This is a genomic window from Pseudomonas synxantha BG33R (assembly GCF_000263715.2).
GTDB classification, from domain to species: Bacteria; Pseudomonadota; Gammaproteobacteria; order Pseudomonadales; family Pseudomonadaceae; genus Aquipseudomonas; species Aquipseudomonas synxantha_A.
This window is the reverse complement of the sequence record NZ_CM001514.1, coordinates 777,614-795,473: the sequence shown is the minus strand read 5'-3', so window position 1 is coordinate 795,473 and position 17,860 is coordinate 777,614. Positions and strand designations below refer to the sequence as shown.

The following is a 17,860-nucleotide window of genomic DNA, read 5'->3' as shown; positions in this document are numbered from 1 at the left end:
AACACAAAACCCAATGTGGGAGCTGGCTTGCCTGCGATAGCATCACCTCGGTGTCACTGATACACCAAGGGGTCTGCATCGCAGGCAAGCCAGCTCCCACATTGGAACGCGCCGTTTTGAGTTACTGCATCCAAGGCGGCGGTGGCGGTTCGTCCGGCACTTTGCTCGGTGGCGCATCGTCTGCCGCGCGAATCGCCTGGCGACGCTCTTCATCCAGCCGCGCCGCTTCGATTTCGCGGATCACACCGCCTACGTCCGCCAGCTCTTCCGGTTCGTCGAACTCACCGGTCAACACACTGGCCGGATGCAAGGTGCCGGCTTCGTACAGCGCCCACATTTCCTTGGCGTACTTGGTCTTCTTCAGCTCCGGGGCAAAGCGTCCAAAGTAGGAAGCCATGTTGCCCACGTCCCGCTCCAGCATGTTGAAGGCGTGGTTGTTGCCCGCCGCATCCACTGCCTGGGGCAGGTCGATGATCACCGGGCCCGTCGGCGTAAGCAGTACGTTGAACTCGGACAGGTCACCATGCACCAGGCCGGTGCACAACATCAGCACGATCTGCGAGATCAGGAAGGCGTGGTACTCGCGCGCCTGGTCCGGCTCCAGTACCACGTCATTCAAACGCGGCGCTGCATCACCGTACTCGTCGGCCACCAGCTCCATCAACAGCACGCCCTCAAGGAAGTCGTACGGCTTGGGCACGCGAACGCCGGCACCGGCGAGACGGAACAGCGCCGCCACTTCGGCGTTCTGCCAGGCATCTTCGGTTTCTTTCTTGCCGAACTTGGAGCCCTTGGCCATGGCCCGGGCCTGGCGGCTGTTACGGACCTTTCGGCCTTCCTGGTATTCGGCCGCCTGACGAAAACTTCGTTTGTTCGCCTCCTTGTAAACCTTGGCGCAACGCAATTCGTTGCCGCAGCGCACCACATAAACAGCTGCTTCTTTACCACTCATGAGTGGGCGCAGCACTTCGTCGACCAGACCGTCTTCGATCAGGGGTTCAATGCGTTTAGGAGTCTTCATCAGCTTTTATTGTGGGTCCTGTATTACCAAACACGCGTGTGGCACTCGTTATACGGCAATCAGCTCGCCGGTGGGAGAGGCTACCGACCTCTGACCCCTTCAGAATGCATGCAATGGGCCAATTTTTTTGGCAATCAGCGTTCGATAATCGCTGTCACCCCTTGGCCGCCAGCAGCACAGATCGAAATCAACCCCCGCCCTTTGCTCGCCGCATCCAGCAACTTGGCGAGGTTGGCAACGATGCGCCCGCCGGTGGCGGCAAATGGATGGCCTGCCGCCAAAGAACTGCCCTTGACGTTGAGCCGGCTGCGATCGATAGCCCCCAACGGAGCATCCAGGCCCAGGCGCGTCTTGCAGTAATCGGCGTCTTCCCACGCCTTGAGCGTGCACAACACCTGGGCAGCAAAGGCCTCGTGGATCTCGTAGTAATCAAAATCCTGCAAGGTCAGGCCATTGCGGGCCAGCAAGCGCGGCACCGCATACACCGGCGCCATCAACAGACCCTCGGCACCGTTGACGAAATCCACCGCCGCCGCTTCGCCATCACGCAGGTACGCAAGGATCGGCAGCCCCCGCTCCTTGGCCCACGCTTCACTGCCGAGCAGCACCAGGGAGGCACCATCGGTCAGCGGCGTAGAGTTGCCGGCGGTCAGCGTGCCCTTTTCGCTACGCTCGAAGGCCGGCTTGAGGGCGGCGAGTTTTTCCAGGGTCAGGTCCGGGCGCAGGTTGTTGTCACGGGTGAGGCCGAGAAACGGCGTGAGCAAATCGTTATGCCAGCCTTCGGCGTAAGACGCGGCCATCTTTTGATGACTCTCCAGCGCCAGCTGGTCTTGGTCGGCACGCGGGATCTGCCAGGTCTGGGCCATCAGTTCGCAGTGTTGGCCCATGGACAGCCCAGTGCGCGGTTCGCCATTGCGCGGCAGCTCGGGCTTGAGGTGCTGCGGACGAAGTTGTAACAGAATTTTTAATTTGTCTGCCATGGATTTGCTGCGGTTGGCTTTGAGTAGCAGCTTGCGTAGCCCTTCATTCACGCCAATCGGTGCATCGGACGTGGTGTCCACCCCGCCGGCAATGCCACATTCGATCTGGCCCAGCGCGATTTTGTTAGCCACCAGCAACGCCGCTTCCAGACCGGTGCCACAGGCTTGCTGAATGTCGTATGCGGGGGTCTGCGGCGACAACCGCGAGCCGAGCACGCATTCGCGCGTCAGGTTGAAATCGCGGGAATGCTTGAGCACCGCGCCGGCGGCCACCTCGCCCATGCGCAGGCCATGCAGGTTGTAGCGCTCGATCAGGCCCTCCAGGGCGGCGGTGAGCATCGCCTGGTTACTCGCCGTGGCGTAAGGGCCATTGGAACGGGCGAAAGGAATGCGGTTACCGCCAATGATCGCCACTCGGCGCAATTGAGTCATGAAAAGCTCCCTCTGTCGGTTATGGGCTTGATCACTGAGCCTAGTCGAACGACTGCTACCCTGGGATGGTCAACCCTTTGAACCCCAGCCTTCGGAGAGCGTTCCATGTCTGACCGTTATATCGACTTCGCCAACTCAAGCCTCGGCCATCGCCTGGTCGCCGCCATTGGCCTGCCGTCACCGGTACGCCTGGAACGCTGGCAAGCCGGACGCCTGCGCCCGGTCGAAGGCGCACTGTTGCTGGGCGGCGGCGCATTGACGAGCAAGGTGCTGGCGTTTGCCAATCGGCTCACCGACGCCGTCTACAGCTACGGCGCAGAAGCCTCGACGGCATCCGCGTGGATTCCCGGGCACGGCCCCAAGCTCAAGGCGGTGGTGTTCGACGCCAGTGACTTGAAGCACACCGACCAACTCAAGCAACTGCGTGAGTTCTTCCAGCCATTGCTGAAAAACCTCGACCATAGCGCGCACCTGGTGATCCTCGGCCGTGCGCCGGAAAGCCTCAGCGACCCGTTTGCCGCCAGCGCCCAGCGCGCCCTGGAAGGCTTCAGCCGCTCGCTGGCCAAGGAACTGCGCAGCGGTGGCGTGTTGCAGTTGCTGTATGTGGGTGACGGGGCCGAGGACCAATTGGAAGGCGCGCTGCGGTTTTTCCTCTCGCCCAAAAGCGCTTACATTTCGGGCCAAGTCATTCGCCTGTCAGCCTGCGACACCCCGGTCGAAGACTGGACGCGCCCGCTGGCGGGGCGCAAGGCGCTGGTCACTGGCGCCGCCCGGGGCATCGGTGCGTCCATCGCCGAAACCCTGGCCCGCGACGGCGCCGAGGTGATTTTGCTCGATGTGCCCCAGGCCAAGGCCGACCTCGAAGCCCTGGCCGCACGCCTGAATGCGCGTACGGTGGTGCTGGATATCTGCGCCGAAGACGCCGCCAGCCAGTTGGTCGAACACTTGCCCGACGGGCTCGATATCCTGGTGCACAACGCCGGCATCACCCGTGACAAAACCCTGGCCAACATGACGCCCGAATACTGGGACGCGGTGCTGGCGGTGAACCTCAATGCTCCGCAAGTGCTGACCAAGGCCCTGCTCGACAGCGGCACTCTGCACGACAACGCACGGATCGTGCTGCTGGCGTCCATCAGTGGCATCGCCGGCAATCGTGGGCAAACCAACTATGCCGCGAGCAAGGCCGGTTTGATCGGCCTGGCCCAGGCATGGGCGCCCCTTTTGAAGGAACGCGGGATCAGCATCAACGCCGTGGCGCCGGGCTTTATCGAAACCCAGATGACCGCACACATCCCGTTTGCCCTGCGTGAGGCCGGGCGACGCATGAGTTCGCTTGGCCAGGGTGGCATGCCACAGGACGTGGCCGAAGCCGTGGCGTGGCTCGGCCAGCCGGGTTCCGGTGCCGTCAGCGGCCAGGCGCTGCGTGTGTGTGGGCAAAGTCTTCTGGGAGCATAAGCATGCAATGGCAAACCTTGGACAGCACACCGTCGCTACACCCGATGTACTGGCGTGCGGCACTCAAGCGCAAGATCACCGGCAGCACGTTGCCCGAACGCGGCTGGCGCTGTCGGGTCAGCGTCGATCCCAAGGCCGTCGCGGCGTACCGCAAGGTCTGCGGGTTCACCGACAGCCCGATGCTGCCAGCGACTTACCCGCACATCCTGGCGTTCGGTCTGCAACTGCAACTGCTGACCGACAAGGCGTTTCCGTTTCCGCTGTTGGGGCTGGTCCATCTGAGCAATCGCATCCGCATCCACCGGCCTCTGGGCGGCGTGGGAGAGCTGAGCATCGGTGTGTACGCGCACAACCTACAGCCTCACGCCAAGGGCGCGACCTTTGACATTGCGACCGTGGTCGAAGATGCCCTTGGGCTGCTATGGGAAGCCGAAAGCCAGATGCTCTGTCGTGGCGTAAAGCTTGAAGGCGAATCGCTGAATAACAGCGTGCACGTCCCAGGGCCGCTCAACGAACTGACACGCTGGAAAGCGCCCACCGATATCGGTCGCCGCTATGCCCGCGTGTCCGGCGATTACAACCCCATCCATCTCAGTGCGCCGACGGCCAAGCTGTTCGGTTTTCCCCAGGCCATCGCCCATGGACTGTGGAACAAGGCCCGCACGCTCGCGGCGCTGGGAGAACACCTGCCGGCCGCCAATATTGAAATCAATGTCGAGTTCAGGAAACCCGTGCGCCTGCCTGGTGAAGTGATATTGATGAGCAGCGCAGCCGGTTCCAGTGGCGAGTTGGAACTTAAAGGGCCGGGCGGCATTGAGCATATGTTCGGAAAGTGGCAGCCGATCGCCTGAAAAAACCGATTAATTGTATATATACACCCAAAGTTATAGCGGACCTTACGAGGTCCGCTTATTTATTCAACCTTTTGATTCACATCACCTAATTTTCAGTAAGCATCCTTGCCATACACCCTTTGTATTAGTCGCTAAGTTGACCGATGGCTGGGGTATATAAATTGTTAATACCAAGTTGAGCGTTGTGCGAAAGAGTGCCATGGCCTGAGATAGAACCACGGACAAATCTATTGCTGCCCCAAGAAGTAGCGAAGGTTTGAAACAACCCAGGTTGTACCAGGTGCAAGGAACTCAATCATGAAAACTCAAGTCGTGTTGTGGAAAGCAAGTACCGCGTTGGCCCTGATTCTGGCAATGAGCCTCGGCGGCTGCAGCAGTGGTGGTGGCGGGCATAAATCCAGCGTGGCGGCGTCATCGCCGGATGCTGGCGCAGGTGCTGGTGGTGGTACAGGTGGTGGTGACGGCGGCACGGGCGGTGGTACCGGTGGCGGTACTGGTGGCGGCGATGGCGGCACGGGCGGTGGTACCGGTGGCGGTACTGGTGGTGGTGACGGCGGCACGGGCGGTGGTACCGGTGGCGGTACTGGTGGTGGTGACGGCGGCACGGGCGGTGGTACCGGTGGCGGTACTGGTGGCGGTGACGGCGGCACGGGCGGTGGTACCGGTGGCGGTACTGGTGGTGGTGACGGCGGCACGGGCGGTGGTACCGGTGGCGGTACTGGTGGCGGTGACGGCGGCACGGGCGGTGGTACCGGTGGCGGTACTGGTGGCGGTGACGGCGGCACGGGCGGTGGTACCGGTGGCGGCACGGGTGGCGGCACGGGTGGCGGCACTGGCGGCGGCACTGGCGGTGGCACTGGCGGTGGCACTGGCGGCGGTACAGGTGGCGGTACAGGTGGCGGCACTGGCTCAACAACCACCCCGCTGGTTACTGGTCAGATCGCCGGTACCCTCGGCACCACTGTGGGCAATGTGGGCGTAGCAGTGGGTGATCTTGGTTCTACCTTGAACGGTGTGCCCATCGTCGGTGTTACCGCTGGCGGCCTGGTGACCTCGGCCGGCACTGCCGTCACCAGCGTCGGCACAGGGGTGACCAACGGTCTGGGCTCACTGGGCACCAATACCAACTCCCTGGGCGTTACTGTGGCAGGCGTAGGGAATGGCGTCGCCGACCTGGGCGGCGGCATCTCCACCACCGGCCAATCACTGTCGACCACCCTCGGCGGTGTACCCGTCGTCGGCGGCCTGACAGGCGGCGTAGGCACTGCAGTCGGCGGCGTAGTGGATAAAGTCGGCACTACGGTAACCATGCTCGGCGATACCCTCAGTACCGCCAGCACCACCGGTCCATTGGGCTCGCTGACCAACACCCTCGGCGGCAAAGTAGTGGTGCCTGTGGTATCGCTGGTGGAAAACACCACCGGCAACCTCGGTACGGCAACCGGCCTGGGCGCTCCAGTCAATGGCCTGCTGGATAAAGTCGGCTCGACGGTTACCAGCCTGGGGACTCAAGTCGCCAGTACTGGCGGTACCGGCAACCCTGTCACTACCGTGGTCGGCAGCGTGCTGACTGGCGTTGGCGGCACGCTCGACAAGTCTGGCGGCTATGTCGCCCCAACCGGTGGCACCGCAGCTCCCGGCATTCCAGAACTGGTCGGCGGCCTGGTCAGCAACGTCGGTACCGGCCTGAATGTCGGCAACACCAACGGCACGGTCAGTGCAGCGGGTGTAACCGGTGGCGCGCTGGGCAACACCATCGCTTCGGTAGGGACTGTGCTGGGTGGTACAGGTGTCGCCAACACAGGCGCCACGGCACCAGTCGCGGCAGTGGCAACCAATGTCGGCGCCGCGCTTAACCCGGTCACATCCGGCGTCACCGCGCTGACGCAAAACATCGGTACTACCACTGGCGTTGGCGCTCCGGTCAACGGCCTGGTGACGCAAGTGGGAGGGGCAGTCAGCAGCGTAGGCACCAACCTGACTGCCGCCAATGCCAACCCGATCACCAACGCAGTGGGCACCACCGTAACGGCTGTCGGCAACACTGTAGGTTCGGTGGGTGGCTTGGTTACCGGCGGCACTACCGGCACCAGCGGTGGCCTGCTCGGTGGCTTGAACATCGGCGCCACCACCACGACCACAGGCACTGCCACAACCACCGGCGGCACTACAGCCACAGGCGGTCTGGGCGGTTTGTTGAACGGCCTGACCGGTAAATAGAAATGCACCTGGCCGATTAGACGGCCTCCCCTACAGCGCCTACGCTTGGTTGAGACGAGAGACCCTAAATAAGTCTCTCGTCTTTTTTATGGGCGACGCCTTGTGTGATGAGCCGCCACCCTCCCGAACCGAGTCCCAGAACCCGGCGGGCCCGAAGCGCTGCTGCAGTTGACCATGGAGTGTCCTATGCGCGTATTAACGCCGTTGTTAATGCTAACCCTCAGCGCTTACGCCCAGGCCGAGCCCCTTCCCAGCTTTTTGAACAGCAATGACAGCGTGCGCACCTTGCCGGTACCCAACCTGCCCGCCGATGCCTATCGACCGGCCACGCCACAAACCCAAGTGCCTGAAGCACCGCCGACTGCCGGCCAGCCCCTGTTGATGGACACCAAGGTCACCATTCGCAAGCTGCAGATCGAAGGCGGCACCATTTACCCCCTGACCGAGACGGCCCAAGTCTACGCACCGCTGATTGGCCGCGAGACCAACCTCGCGCAATTGATCGAAGCAACCCGTGGCATCACCCGCCGCTACCAGGAGGACGGCTACCTGCTGTCCTATGCGTTCCTGCCACAGCAGAATTTCGAAAACGGCCTGGTCCGCGTTGTTTTGGTGGAGGGTTACATCAAGGACTACCAGCAAACCGGCGACATCGGCTCGGTGTCGGCCTACGTCGACAAACTGGCGAAAAAACTGTTGGCCGAACGCCCGCTGACGCGCAAGACCTTCGAGCGCTACACCACGCTGATGAGCCGCATTCCCGGCCTGACCGTACAAGCCCAGGTGCCACCGCCGGGCACCACCGATGGCGCCACGCACATGCAGATCCAGGCCAGCCGCAAACCTTTCACCACCAGCATGAGCCTGGTGCAGAAAAGCCGTGGCGGCACGCAAGCCTTGCTCAGTGCCACCAGCAATTCGCAAACGTTCATGGGCGAACAACTGACCGTCAGCGGCCTGTTCCCGCCCGGCGAGGACAAAGAGCATTACTACCGTGTGGACTACAACCAGTTCATCAATGCCGAGGGCACCCAACTGGTACTCGCTGCCGAACGTTACCGCGCCGACCCCAACAGCAGCGTGCAACTGGACGGCGGCTTCGAGCTCAAGCCGCACCAGTCGATCGATCGCTATTCCATCGGCCTGAGCCACCCGTTTATCGCCTCTCCCACCGAGTCATTGAGCCTGGGCACACGCCTGTACGTGGTGGACCAGACCACCCGTTACAAGCTGGTGGGCTACCCGCTGAGTTTCGACATCGAATCCAACCTGCGCGCCCTCGCCTTCGAGGGTGATTGGCGCAAGGCCGACGCACGCCGGTTACGTATCATCAGCGGCGGCCTGTACCAAGGCATCGACGGTTTGGGCGCCAAGGCGCGCAGTGACCTGGACGTGGCAAAACCCGACCTCGATTTCTTCCGCCTGCGCCTCTCCGGCGTGCAAAGCGACAAGTTCTTCGACAACTGGCAAGGCGTGCTCTCAGGTGCGTTGTACTGGAGCAACAACACCTTGCCCGACAGCGAACGCGCCACCTTCGGCGGGCAAAACTTCGGGCGTGGCTATCCTGATGATCAAGGCTCGGGCGACAAGGGCTGGGGCGTGGCGTACGAGGTCAACTACAGCTTCAACCGCGCCGGCAACTGGGTGAAGGTTTTGCAACCCTACGTGGTGCTCGACCGCGCCAAGACCTGGTTCAACGACCTGCCGGTCAAGGCCAGCGACATGTCTTCGGCGGCAGTGGGGTTACGCTTTGGCGATAACAAGTACTACAACATCGCCCTGGAGGCGGCCAAGCCGATGTCGGATATCGCCCTGGACAGTTTTAACCGCAGGCCACGGTATACGCTGAGTTTCAGTTATCAGCTTTGAGGAGCTTGATGCCTTGATCATTGTTGGATCAGACTCGGTGAACATGTGGGAGGGGCGGTGCGACGATTCGACTTGCTCCCGATGGCGGCCTTGTAGCCGACGGGGGTCTTGGATCAGACCGAGTACATATCCATTTCTGCGGTAACGGCTGATATTGGTTCCGCTTTTACAGCGGGTCACTTTTGAAGAGCCCAAAAGTAACCAAAAGGCTCTTGCCCCACCACTCGGCACCTCGCTTAGGCTCGGTGTGCCCGTAATCCGACAGGGATTTGGGGGGCCGCCGCCACGCGCCATCCATGGCGCGGGGCGGCTAAACCGGCATCCCTGCCGGTTTACCCCCCAAATCCCTGTCGAATTCCGGCCAGCGTGGTTTAACGGGGCGCCTGAGATCAAAAGCAGATCAAGATCAAGAGCTGCTCGCTTCGCATCGTGGTTACGGTTGGCTGCGGCTACACAAGCTGTGTCCATACCCATGCTTATCGGGGGCAAGCCCCCTCCCACATTTTGACCGAGGTGTATTAGTTCAATACCTGTCAGCTGTCAGGCAGCACTCGCATTTGATCCATCGATCAATGAGGCTTCAAGGGGGGAAACAAGTTATCCAGCGTATCGATCAACCGCACCAGATAGATCGGCTTGCGAAATAGATCCAGCACCTGCAAGCGCAGCATATCGCTGACATCATCCATCTCGGCATGACCGGACATCACGATCACAGGCAAATGCGAGCGAGAGGTGTGTTCGCGCAGGCGCTTGATCAAGGAGATGCCGCTTTCTTCGGGCATACGCAGGTCGGTGATAACCAGAGCGATATCGGGGTGAAGTGTCAGTTCTTGCAGAGCAAAAGTGACGGTGGTGGCGGTAAAACAGACGAATCCCTCGTTTTCGAGGGACTCGGCCAACTCGATCAGCGCATCCTCCTCGTCATCCACCAATAGGATTTGTTGGCGGGGTGACGAGAAGGGGGTCATGGGCAGTACCTGATAAATAAAATCACCGAAACAACAAGCAACAGCCCTGGCGCTTAAGTAGCCGCCGGCAGCGCATCGGATACTTTCTGGAAGACGCCTTTGATTTTATCGCCAAGCCCAGTGCCGAACCCAATAATAACCAACGCAACTATCGCCACAATAATCACATATTCGATAGCCGACGCCCCCTCTCTGCGGCGCAGAAATAACTGGGCATGAATGTAAAACTTCAAGAACAGGTCAAGGATCATAGGAAGATCTCCTTCATGCGCCACAAAGCGCCGTTACAGCTGGACCGCACAATGATTGCCGTGTGCCACTAGAGCATTGTCAAGAAATTTAACACTCACAACTGTAAGAACGCATTAATCACAAAGTATTAGTCGCCGCAAACACGCCGCACATCCTGTATTTACAGGACCACCCTTGAACCTCGGATAATTTTTTCGTTCGGTAATGGCATTTTGTCCTAGCTGAGCTACCTTCAAATAGCCAAATCGTTAGTTGTTCATCACAGCCAAGTTGCGAATTTAACTCGTTTGAAGTAACGGGAAAAAAGCCGTGCAACAGGATAGGGAGAGCCGTCATGAACAGTCGCATCAGCATGGTCCTGGCTGGCTTGCTGCTTGTTGGGGCTTTGATTGCAGGGTATTGGGGCCTGGTGCTTAGCCGTTCTCCAGTGCCAGTGGCGGTCCCATCACCAGAACCTGTCATTTCCGTTGAAAAAACCGTCGCCGTCGTCGAGGACCAAACCCGCCAGCCGGTGGTGGTACTGGTACACGCGGTGCCGCCTTTCGTCGCTCTCACTGCCGCCGATGTGGCGGTGGAAAAACTGCGCACCGTCCCGGCCGGGAGCCTCACTAGCCTCGACCAGGCCATCGGCCGCGCGCCTTTGCGTGCCCTGGGTGCCGGCACCTGGCTGAACGAAGAAAGCTTCACCGCCGGCGGCCCCCTGGCCCGCATGATCCGGGCGAATGAACGCGCCCTGGCCGTGGCCGTCGATGAAGTCATCGGGGCCGGTGGCCAGTTGAGCCCCGGCGATTACGTCGATGTGTTGCTGTTCCTGCGCCAGGACAATGCCAATGCCGAGCAGTCGGCACAGGTGGTTATTCCGGCGATTCGCTTGCTCAGCGTCGGCGATCAACTGGGCCTGGCCAACGACGGCCAACCCGCAGTGCCGCCACCGGCCACCGCCGAAGAACGCGCCCAGGCGGCCCAACGCCGTACCGCCGCGCGCAGCGTCGTGCTGGCAGTGCCAGAACCGTTGCTGAGCCGGCTGATGCTCGCCTCGCAGGCCGGCACGTTGCGCCTGGCCGTGCGCAGTGCCGATGAGCAACTGCTCAGCCGCTACTGGGCTGGCGAAAGCGATACCCCGGACAAAGTGCAAAGCGCCAACCGCGACCTCTACCAATTCACCCAATTGGCCCTCAGCGGACCGCCGAAGAAAATCGCCCCCACGGTTGCCGACACCGGCCAGCGTCGCGGCGTCGAAGTGATTCGCGGCGCAGCGTCAGCACCCCAAACCCCCTGATTGAACAAGGATGCCTTGAATGAGCCAACGCTACGCTCAATTGGCCTTGGCCTTGATGCTGCCGTGCTTGCCCGTGGGCATGGCGATGGCAGCACCGGGTAACTGCAACGCCCTGGGCCAATTGCCCGCTGTGGTTGAGGTGGGCGAAGGTTTGCAAACTGAACTGCACTCGCCAGTAGCGATCACGCGCCTGGCCATTGGCGACCCGAAAATCGCCGACGTGCGGGTCAATGGCGACCGCAACTTCCTGCTGACCGGCGTCGGCACCGGCGCCACCAGCCTGATGGTGTGGACGAGCTGCTCGACCGCCCCGCGCCAGAGCATGGTGTTCGTCAAGGGCAAGGCCACTTCGGCGCTGACCAGCCAATCGCTGTCGCCCTCCGAAGACCCGACACTGCCCAGCCAAGTGCAGACCGACATCCGCTTCGTCGAAGTCAGCCGTACCAAGCTCAAGGAAGCCAGCACCAAGATCCTCGGCATGGGCAAGAACTTCTTCCTCGGCAGCCCCGACCTGCTGTCTCCAGCCGAGAGCGTGTTCAAATTGCCGGTGAGCGCTGACAGCTTCAACATCGGTTTCGGTGGTGGGCGGGTCAAGGCATTGATCAACGCACTGGAGAGCAGCGGCTTTGCCTACACCCTGGCGCGCCCGAGCCTGGTGGCCATGAGCGGCCAGAGCGCGACCTTCCTGGCCGGTGGTGAAGTGCCGATCCCGGTGCCCAGTGCCGGCAGCGATACCATCACCATCGAATACAAGGAGTTCGGCATTCGCCTGACCCTCACGCCCACGGTCATCGACCACAACCGCATCGCCCTGAAAGTCGCCCCGGAAGTCAGCGAACTGGATTACAACAATGCGATCCGCATCGAGGGCATCCAGGTGCCGGCCCTGACCGTGCGACGTACCGACACCAGCGTGTCGTTGGCCGACGGCGAAAGCTTCGTGATCAGCGGCCTGATCAGCAGTACCAACCGTTCCACCATCGCCAAGCTTCCGGGCCTGGGCGATATCCCGATCCTTGGCGCGTTTTTCCGTGACTCCAATATCCAGAGCGAAGAGAAAGAGCTGCTGATGATTGTCACCCCGCACCTGGTTCGACCCTTAGCGGCCAATGCGCAATTGCCGTCCTTGCCCGGCGAAAAACTGCGCAACTATGACCCGAACTGGTTCCGCCTGTTCTTCCTGGAAAACGGCAACTTCGACCGTCGCAGTGGACTTTCCCAATGAGCGATAGCCTGAGCCAGACCTTCCTGGCAATCACCCGCAACAGCACCGACCTGGAATGGCTCCAGGGTGCGCTGGCACCGCTGGGTCAAGTGATCAGCGTGGGCGGTGGCAGCCTCGACGAACTGCTGGCGCTGGTGGACGTAACCTTCGCCAACCTGGTGTTCGTGGGCCTGGACCGCGAGCACCTGGTGGCCCAAAGCGCCTTGATCGAAGGCGCACTGGAAGCCAAGCCGATGCTGGCGGTAGTCGCGCTCGGCGATGGCATGGACAACCAGTTGGTACTCAACGCCATGCGCGCCGGCGCCAGGGACTTTGTCGCCTATGGCTCGCGCTCCAGTGAAGTGGCCGGGCTGGTGCGGCGCCTGAGCAAACGCCTGCCGCCCTCCGCGCCCAATGCCCACCTTGGCGGCCTGACCGTGCTCTACGGTGCCCAGGGCAACACCGATGGCGCCCTGCTCGCCAGCCACCTGGCGATGGTGGTGCAAAAGAGCGGCCAACAAACCCTGCTGCTCGACCTCGGCCTGCCCAAGGGCGACAGCCTCGCGCTGCTGGGCCTGGAGAGTACCTTCAATTTCGGCGACGCCTTGCGCCACCTGCGCCGCCTCGACACCACCCTGATCAACAGCGCGTTTACCAGCACCGACACAGGCTTGCGCATCCTCGCCTACGCCGGCAACGAAGAGCCCCTGGAAGTGACCAGCGCCGCCGAGCTGTACATGCTGCTCAGCGCCCTGCGCCAGCACTTCCAGCACATCGTGGTGAACCTCACCGGCCAGGCTGACAGCGAAGCATTGCGCACCTTTGTCAGCCACTGCGACAAGCTGCTGTGGTGCACCGACCAGGGCGTACTCGACTGTCGCCGCAACCTCGCGGTGCTGAACCTGTGGCGCGAAAAAGGCATGAAGCTCGACCATGCCAAGCTGCTTGTCGACCGCTATATCAAAGGCTGCGCCCCCGACACCGAAGCGCTGGAGAAAAGCTTCGGCCTTGAGTGCATCGCCGTATTGCCGCTGAGCCCAGAAGTGCGCCTGAACGCCAAGAACCAGGGGCAAAGCCTGTTCACTTTGGCACCACGCGAAGCCTTGACCCAAGCCCTGCGTCAGCTGGGTGAGCGCCTGGCGAAACGCTCCGAGGGCATTGCAAAACCCTCGACGCGCTGGTTCGAGCGCCTGTTGGGGCCAGGTCGATGAACGGCGAAAAACTCTTCGGCGCCCCAACTCGCGGCGCCGCCGCGCACAACGATCACGACGGCCTGAAACTGGTGCTGCATCGCTACATCATCGACGCCATCGAGGAGTCCGGACAGAATTTGCTGGAAGGCTCGCGCCAATCCCTGGCGCAATTTGTCATCGACAAAGTGGCCGAATACATCACGCGCATGCACCTGGCGATCTCGCGCTATGAGATGGAGCGCCTGGCCGAAGAAATCGTCGATGAGCTGACCGGCTTCGGCCCACTGGAAGTGCTGCTGCGCGATGTGTCGGTGACCGAGATTCTGGTCAACGGCCCGCACCGGGTGTTTATCGAGCGCGACGGTGTGCTGTACCAGAGCGACCTGCGCTTTATCGATGCGCACCATGTGGAACGCGTCATGCAGCGCATCCTCGCGCCACTGGGGCGGCGTCTGGATGAGTCCTCGCCAATGGTCGATGCGCGCCTGCCCGACGGTAGCCGGGTCAACGCGATCATCCCGCCGATTGCCCTGGATGGGCCCTGCCTGTCGATCCGAAAGTTTCGCAAGGACATGCTCAAGAGCAGCGACCTGGTGGCGATGCAAACCATCGACCACAGTATCTTAGAATTCTTCCAGGAGGCGGTGGGCAAGCGCTGCAATATCCTTATCAGTGGCGGTACCGGTACCGGCAAGACCACCCTGCTCAACATCCTCAGCCAATTGATCAACCCCCATGAGCGCCTGGTCACCATTGAAGATGTGGCCGAACTGCAACTGGGCCACCCCCACGTGGTGCGCCTGGAAACCCGCCCGCCCAATGCCGAAGGGCATGGCGAGGTCAAAGCCAGCGACCTGATCCGCAACGCCCTGCGGATGCGCCCCGACCGCATCATTCTTGGTGAAATTCGCGGCGTGGAAGTACTCGACGTGATGACCGCCATGAACACCGGCCACGATGGTTCCATGAGCACCGTGCACGCCAACAATGCCCAGGACGCGCTGCTGCGCCTGGAGACCCTGGTGGGTCTGACCGGGCGCGTGGTGGCGGAAAAAACCCTGCGGCAAATGATCTGTGCGGCACTCGATGTGGTGATCCAGCTGACACGCCTGCCCGATGGGCGCCGGTGCGTCAGCGAGGTGGTGGAAGTGGTGGGCGTGCGCGATGACGTGTATGTCACCAATACCCTGTTCCGCCTGGACCGCCGTACCGGTTTTGGCTTCCTGCGCGAGGCGCTCAACCCGGCCGGCGACAAGCTGCGGCGTGAATCGGCATTGCCGTTGTAGAGGGCACCATGACAGGACTTATCTTGCTGCTCATCTGCATCCTGCTGATCAGCCTGTCGGTGTGGCTGTTCCAGCGCGGGCTGCGCCAGGCCGGCACCGACCGCGTGCTGGAGCGTCTCGCCGACGGCCAGCCGTTGCCTCAGGAACTGAACGGCAGCTGGATTGCGCTGGAGCGCATGTTCCAGCGTGCCGGCCTGGGCAAACCCACCGATCGCCTGGGGCTATGGCTGAGCGGCTGGGCGGTAGCCATGTTGCTGGGCTACCTGCTGGCCGACGGGCTGGGCCTGCTCGCCATGCTGATAATGCCACCGCTGCTGCTGCGTGCGTATATCGCTTGGCGCTACCAAAGACGCGTGCAGCGCATGATCGAACAATTGCCGCAACTGCTGGACCACAGCGTGCGCAGCCTCAAGTCCGGCCGCACCCTGGCCGATGCCGTGCTGGGAGCTATCGACAGCACCGAGGCGCCACTCAAGCAGGCCATGAGCCGCATCCAGCGCAACGTGCAAATGGGCGTAAGCCTGCCGGAGTCTGTCAGCGACTTTGCCGAGCTCTATGAACGCGATGAGTTTCGCCTGTTTGCCCTGGGCTTGAAGGTCAACCACCGCTACGGCGGCAACGCCAGTGAATTGCTGGAGAACCTGATCAAGATGATTCGCGAGCGTGAACAGGGCGCACGCCAACTCAAGGCCATGACCGGTGAAACACGCATGACCGCTTATGTGTTGGCGGGTTTGCCCATCGTCATGGTGGGCTACTTCCTGATGGTCAACCCGGGCTACCTGATGAGCATGTGGAATGACGGCACCGGGCGCTATTTGTTGCTGGCCGCGGTGGCGCTCGACATCACGGGCACCTTCGTGATGTGGCGCATGTTGCGGAGTATTTGAAATGGCGATTCTGATCAGCATCCTGCTGTTGCTCGCCGCCGTCGCCTTGATCGCCGGCAACCTGCTGGAGCAACGGCGGCGCCAGCGCATGGTCAGCCAGCGCCTGCAAGGCCACCTGACCCGCGAAGACAAACTCGGCAGCCTGATGCGCCAACTGGGCGCAAGCCAGGTGGCCCAGCGCTCGGTCAGCCTGGACAACGAAACACAGACCCTGCTCAACCGTGTCGGCTGGCGCAAGGCCAACCAACGCTCGATGTTCGCCGCCTGCCAGGTCGGAGTGCCGATCGTGCTGCTGGGCCTGACCCTACTGGGCCAGCAACTGCTGTTCCCCCATGCCGGCTCGCCGTGGATCGCGCCGGCGGTGGCCCTGGGGATTGGTTACCTGCTGCCCAAGCGCGTCCTGGCCCTCAGCGCCAAATATCGCCAGGAACGCATTGCTCGGGAAATCTCCACGTTCATTCCACTGCTGCGCATCCTGTTCGAATCCGGCATGGCGGTTGAGCAATCACTGCGAGTGTTGAGTACCGAAGCCCAGCGCCTGCTCCCTGACTTGACCCATGAATTGCGCCTGATCCTGGCGCGGGTCGACTCGGGCCTGGAGCTGTCCGAGGAGCTGGGCAAGACCGCACGCCTGCTGGCGGTGGACGAGTTCACCGACACCTGCATCATTCTTCAGCAATTGATTCAGCAGGGTGGCGGCGCGATGAAGTCGCTGCTGGCGCTCAAGCAATTGCTCGATGACCGCCGCCTGACCCGCCTGCAGGAATACATCTCGAAAATGTCGGCGAAGATGTCGGTGGTGATGATGGTGTTCCTGTTTCCAGCCTTGCTGATTGTGCTCGGGGGCCCGGCCATGATCGCCATCTCCCGCGCCCTGAATAACTTCTGAGGAGTCTGTTATGAAGCCACTGATTGTCGCCATAAGCGTGCTGATGCTGGGTGGCTGCGCCAGTAATGGCCAGGCTCCGTGGGCCGGCTTGCTGGCGTCCGGCAGTTGCCCCAAACCCAGCTCGGACCAGGAGCTGTCCTTGAACCTGGCCGACGACATGGCCAACGAAGGCAAGCTGCACGCCAGCCTGGCCAACCTGCAAAACCTGCCCGCTACCCTGCCTCAGGTGCGCCAGCGCCAGGCCCGCGCTTATCGCCTGCTGGGCCGCACCGAGGCCGAGCCGTTGTACCGCAGTTTGCTCGGCACCTGCCTGGCCGCCGATGGCGAGCACGGCCTGGGGCAACTGGCGTCGGCCAAGGGCGACAACGGCCAGGCCATGGCCCATCTGCAACGTGCGGCACGCCTGGCACCCACCGACGAAAAAATCCGCAATGACTTGGGCGTGGTGTACCTCGATCAACTGCGCCTGGAAGACGCACGCTTTGAATTCATGACCGCCATCGAACTCAAGCAGAGCGATCAATTGGCGGCGGTGAACCTGGTGACCTTGTTGATTTACCAGGACAACTGGGAGCAGGCCGCAAAAGTGGTCGGCCAACTCGGGCTGAGCCCCGAGCAAGTGACGCAGGCCCAGGCACGCGCACAACGCATCAAGGGTGCGGCTGCGGCAACGGTACGTCCATCCAAAGACCAGGTAGCGGCCGTCAGCGACACGCTGCCGGCGTCTGTGAAATAGGGAGCCGACGATGAAACTCCATTACCTCGCCAGCCTCGCATTGCTGGCCCTGCCCTACGCAGCATCGGCCATCGAGGCTGGACCGTCTTCGCCGCAGCAGGCGGAAACAGAAAACTGGATGGCCCTGCAACTCAGCGGGCGCGCAGCCTCGGCCAACCCGCAAAAGACCACGCCGGCGGAACGCGAGCAGGCGCTGAAGCGCTGGCTGGACAGCAACAAGCATCCGATCCCGGAGTTCTTTGATCAGAAGGTGGGCGGGTCTGCGCAGAGCGGGAGTAAATAGGGTGACTGTGGGAGGGGGCAAGCCCCCTCCCACATTGAATATC

At 61.9% G+C, this 17,860-nt stretch carries 16 protein-coding genes; 12 read left to right on the top strand and 4 right to left on the bottom strand.

Annotated elements, in window-relative coordinates; all coding sequences use genetic code 11:
- Positions 1–121: 121 nt before the first annotated feature.
- Together PSEBG33_RS23530 and PSEBG33_RS23535 are read right to left on the bottom strand one after the other, a co-directional pair.
- A complete protein-coding gene (locus PSEBG33_RS23530) occupies positions 122–1,021 on the bottom strand; it encodes a PA4780 family RIO1-like protein kinase (protein WP_005784460.1) in 900 nt (299 codons plus the stop codon).
- Between the two features lie 134 nt (positions 1,022–1,155).
- Positions 1,156–2,433, bottom strand: a complete 1,278-nt coding sequence (locus PSEBG33_RS23535) for an acetyl-CoA C-acetyltransferase (RefSeq protein ID WP_005784458.1) — start codon at positions 2,431–2,433, stop codon at positions 1,156–1,158.
- 105 nt (positions 2,434–2,538) lie between these two features.
- Here PSEBG33_RS23535 and PSEBG33_RS23540 point away from each other — a divergent pair, with 105 nt between their 5' ends.
- From PSEBG33_RS23540 to PSEBG33_RS23550, 4 genes are all read left to right on the top strand, one after another.
- Positions 2,539–3,891 carry a 3-oxoacyl-ACP reductase gene (locus PSEBG33_RS23540; protein ID WP_005784457.1) on the top strand — a complete coding sequence of 451 codons (1,353 nt, stop codon included), beginning with the start codon at positions 2,539–2,541 and terminating at the stop codon, positions 3,889–3,891.
- A 2-nt stretch (positions 3,892–3,893) separates the two neighbouring features.
- On the top strand, positions 3,894–4,742 hold the full coding sequence (locus PSEBG33_RS23545) for a MaoC family dehydratase (protein ID WP_005784455.1): 849 nt from the start codon (positions 3,894–3,896) through the stop codon (positions 4,740–4,742).
- Between the two features lie 300 nt (positions 4,743–5,042).
- Positions 5,043–6,965 (top strand): collagen-like triple helix repeat-containing protein, encoded by a 1,923-nt coding sequence (locus PSEBG33_RS30035; protein WP_005784453.1) that lies wholly within the window; start codon positions 5,043–5,045, stop codon positions 6,963–6,965.
- A 186-nt stretch (positions 6,966–7,151) separates the two neighbouring features.
- On the top strand, positions 7,152–8,834 hold the full coding sequence (locus PSEBG33_RS23550; protein ID WP_005784452.1) for a ShlB/FhaC/HecB family hemolysin secretion/activation protein: 1,683 nt from the start codon (positions 7,152–7,154) through the stop codon (positions 8,832–8,834).
- Positions 8,835–9,403: 569 nt separating this feature from the next.
- Here the strand turns inward: PSEBG33_RS23550 and PSEBG33_RS23555 are convergent.
- Both PSEBG33_RS23555 and PSEBG33_RS23560 read right to left on the bottom strand, forming a co-directional pair.
- Positions 9,404–9,805, bottom strand: coding sequence for a response regulator (locus PSEBG33_RS23555; protein WP_005784450.1), 402 nt, complete (start codon positions 9,803–9,805; stop codon positions 9,404–9,406).
- Between the two features lie 53 nt (positions 9,806–9,858).
- Positions 9,859–10,056 carry a Flp family type IVb pilin gene (locus PSEBG33_RS23560; protein WP_005784449.1) on the bottom strand — a complete coding sequence of 66 codons (198 nt, stop codon included), beginning with the start codon at positions 10,054–10,056 and terminating at the stop codon, positions 9,859–9,861.
- 335 nt (positions 10,057–10,391) lie between these two features.
- Between PSEBG33_RS23560 and cpaB the strand changes: the two genes are divergently transcribed.
- From cpaB to PSEBG33_RS23600, 8 genes are read left to right on the top strand one after another with little or no spacing between them, the layout of a single operon-like run.
- Positions 10,392–11,336, top strand: coding sequence for a Flp pilus assembly protein CpaB (gene cpaB / locus PSEBG33_RS23565; RefSeq protein ID WP_005784447.1), 945 nt, complete (start codon positions 10,392–10,394; stop codon positions 11,334–11,336).
- Positions 11,337–11,355: 19 nt separating this feature from the next.
- Positions 11,356–12,561: a type II and III secretion system protein family protein gene (locus tag PSEBG33_RS23570; protein WP_005784446.1), complete on the top strand. Its 1,206-nt coding sequence runs from the start codon at positions 11,356–11,358 to the stop codon at positions 12,559–12,561.
- Positions 12,558–13,751, top strand: a complete 1,194-nt coding sequence (locus PSEBG33_RS23575; protein WP_005784444.1) for an AAA family ATPase — start codon at positions 12,558–12,560, stop codon at positions 13,749–13,751. Before PSEBG33_RS23570 ends, PSEBG33_RS23575 begins: the two co-directional genes overlap by 4 nt.
- Positions 13,748–15,019, top strand: a complete 1,272-nt coding sequence (locus tag PSEBG33_RS23580) for a CpaF family protein (RefSeq protein WP_005784443.1) — start codon at positions 13,748–13,750, stop codon at positions 15,017–15,019. Before PSEBG33_RS23575 ends, PSEBG33_RS23580 begins: the two co-directional genes overlap by 4 nt.
- An 8-nt stretch (positions 15,020–15,027) precedes the next feature.
- Positions 15,028–15,909: a type II secretion system F family protein gene (locus PSEBG33_RS23585; RefSeq protein WP_032803240.1), complete on the top strand. Its 882-nt coding sequence runs from the start codon at positions 15,028–15,030 to the stop codon at positions 15,907–15,909.
- A 1-nt stretch (position 15,910) separates the two neighbouring features.
- Positions 15,911–16,798 (top strand): type II secretion system F family protein, encoded by an 888-nt coding sequence (locus PSEBG33_RS23590; RefSeq protein WP_005784440.1) that lies wholly within the window; start codon positions 15,911–15,913, stop codon positions 16,796–16,798.
- Positions 16,799–16,808: 10 nt separating this feature from the next.
- Entirely contained in the window at positions 16,809–17,534 is a 726-nt protein-coding gene (locus PSEBG33_RS23595) for a tetratricopeptide repeat protein (protein ID WP_005784438.1), read from the top strand.
- A 10-nt stretch (positions 17,535–17,544) separates the two neighbouring features.
- Positions 17,545–17,817 carry a DUF3613 domain-containing protein gene (locus PSEBG33_RS23600; RefSeq protein WP_005784437.1) on the top strand — a complete coding sequence of 91 codons (273 nt, stop codon included), beginning with the start codon at positions 17,545–17,547 and terminating at the stop codon, positions 17,815–17,817.
- Positions 17,818–17,860 lie beyond the last annotated feature (43 nt).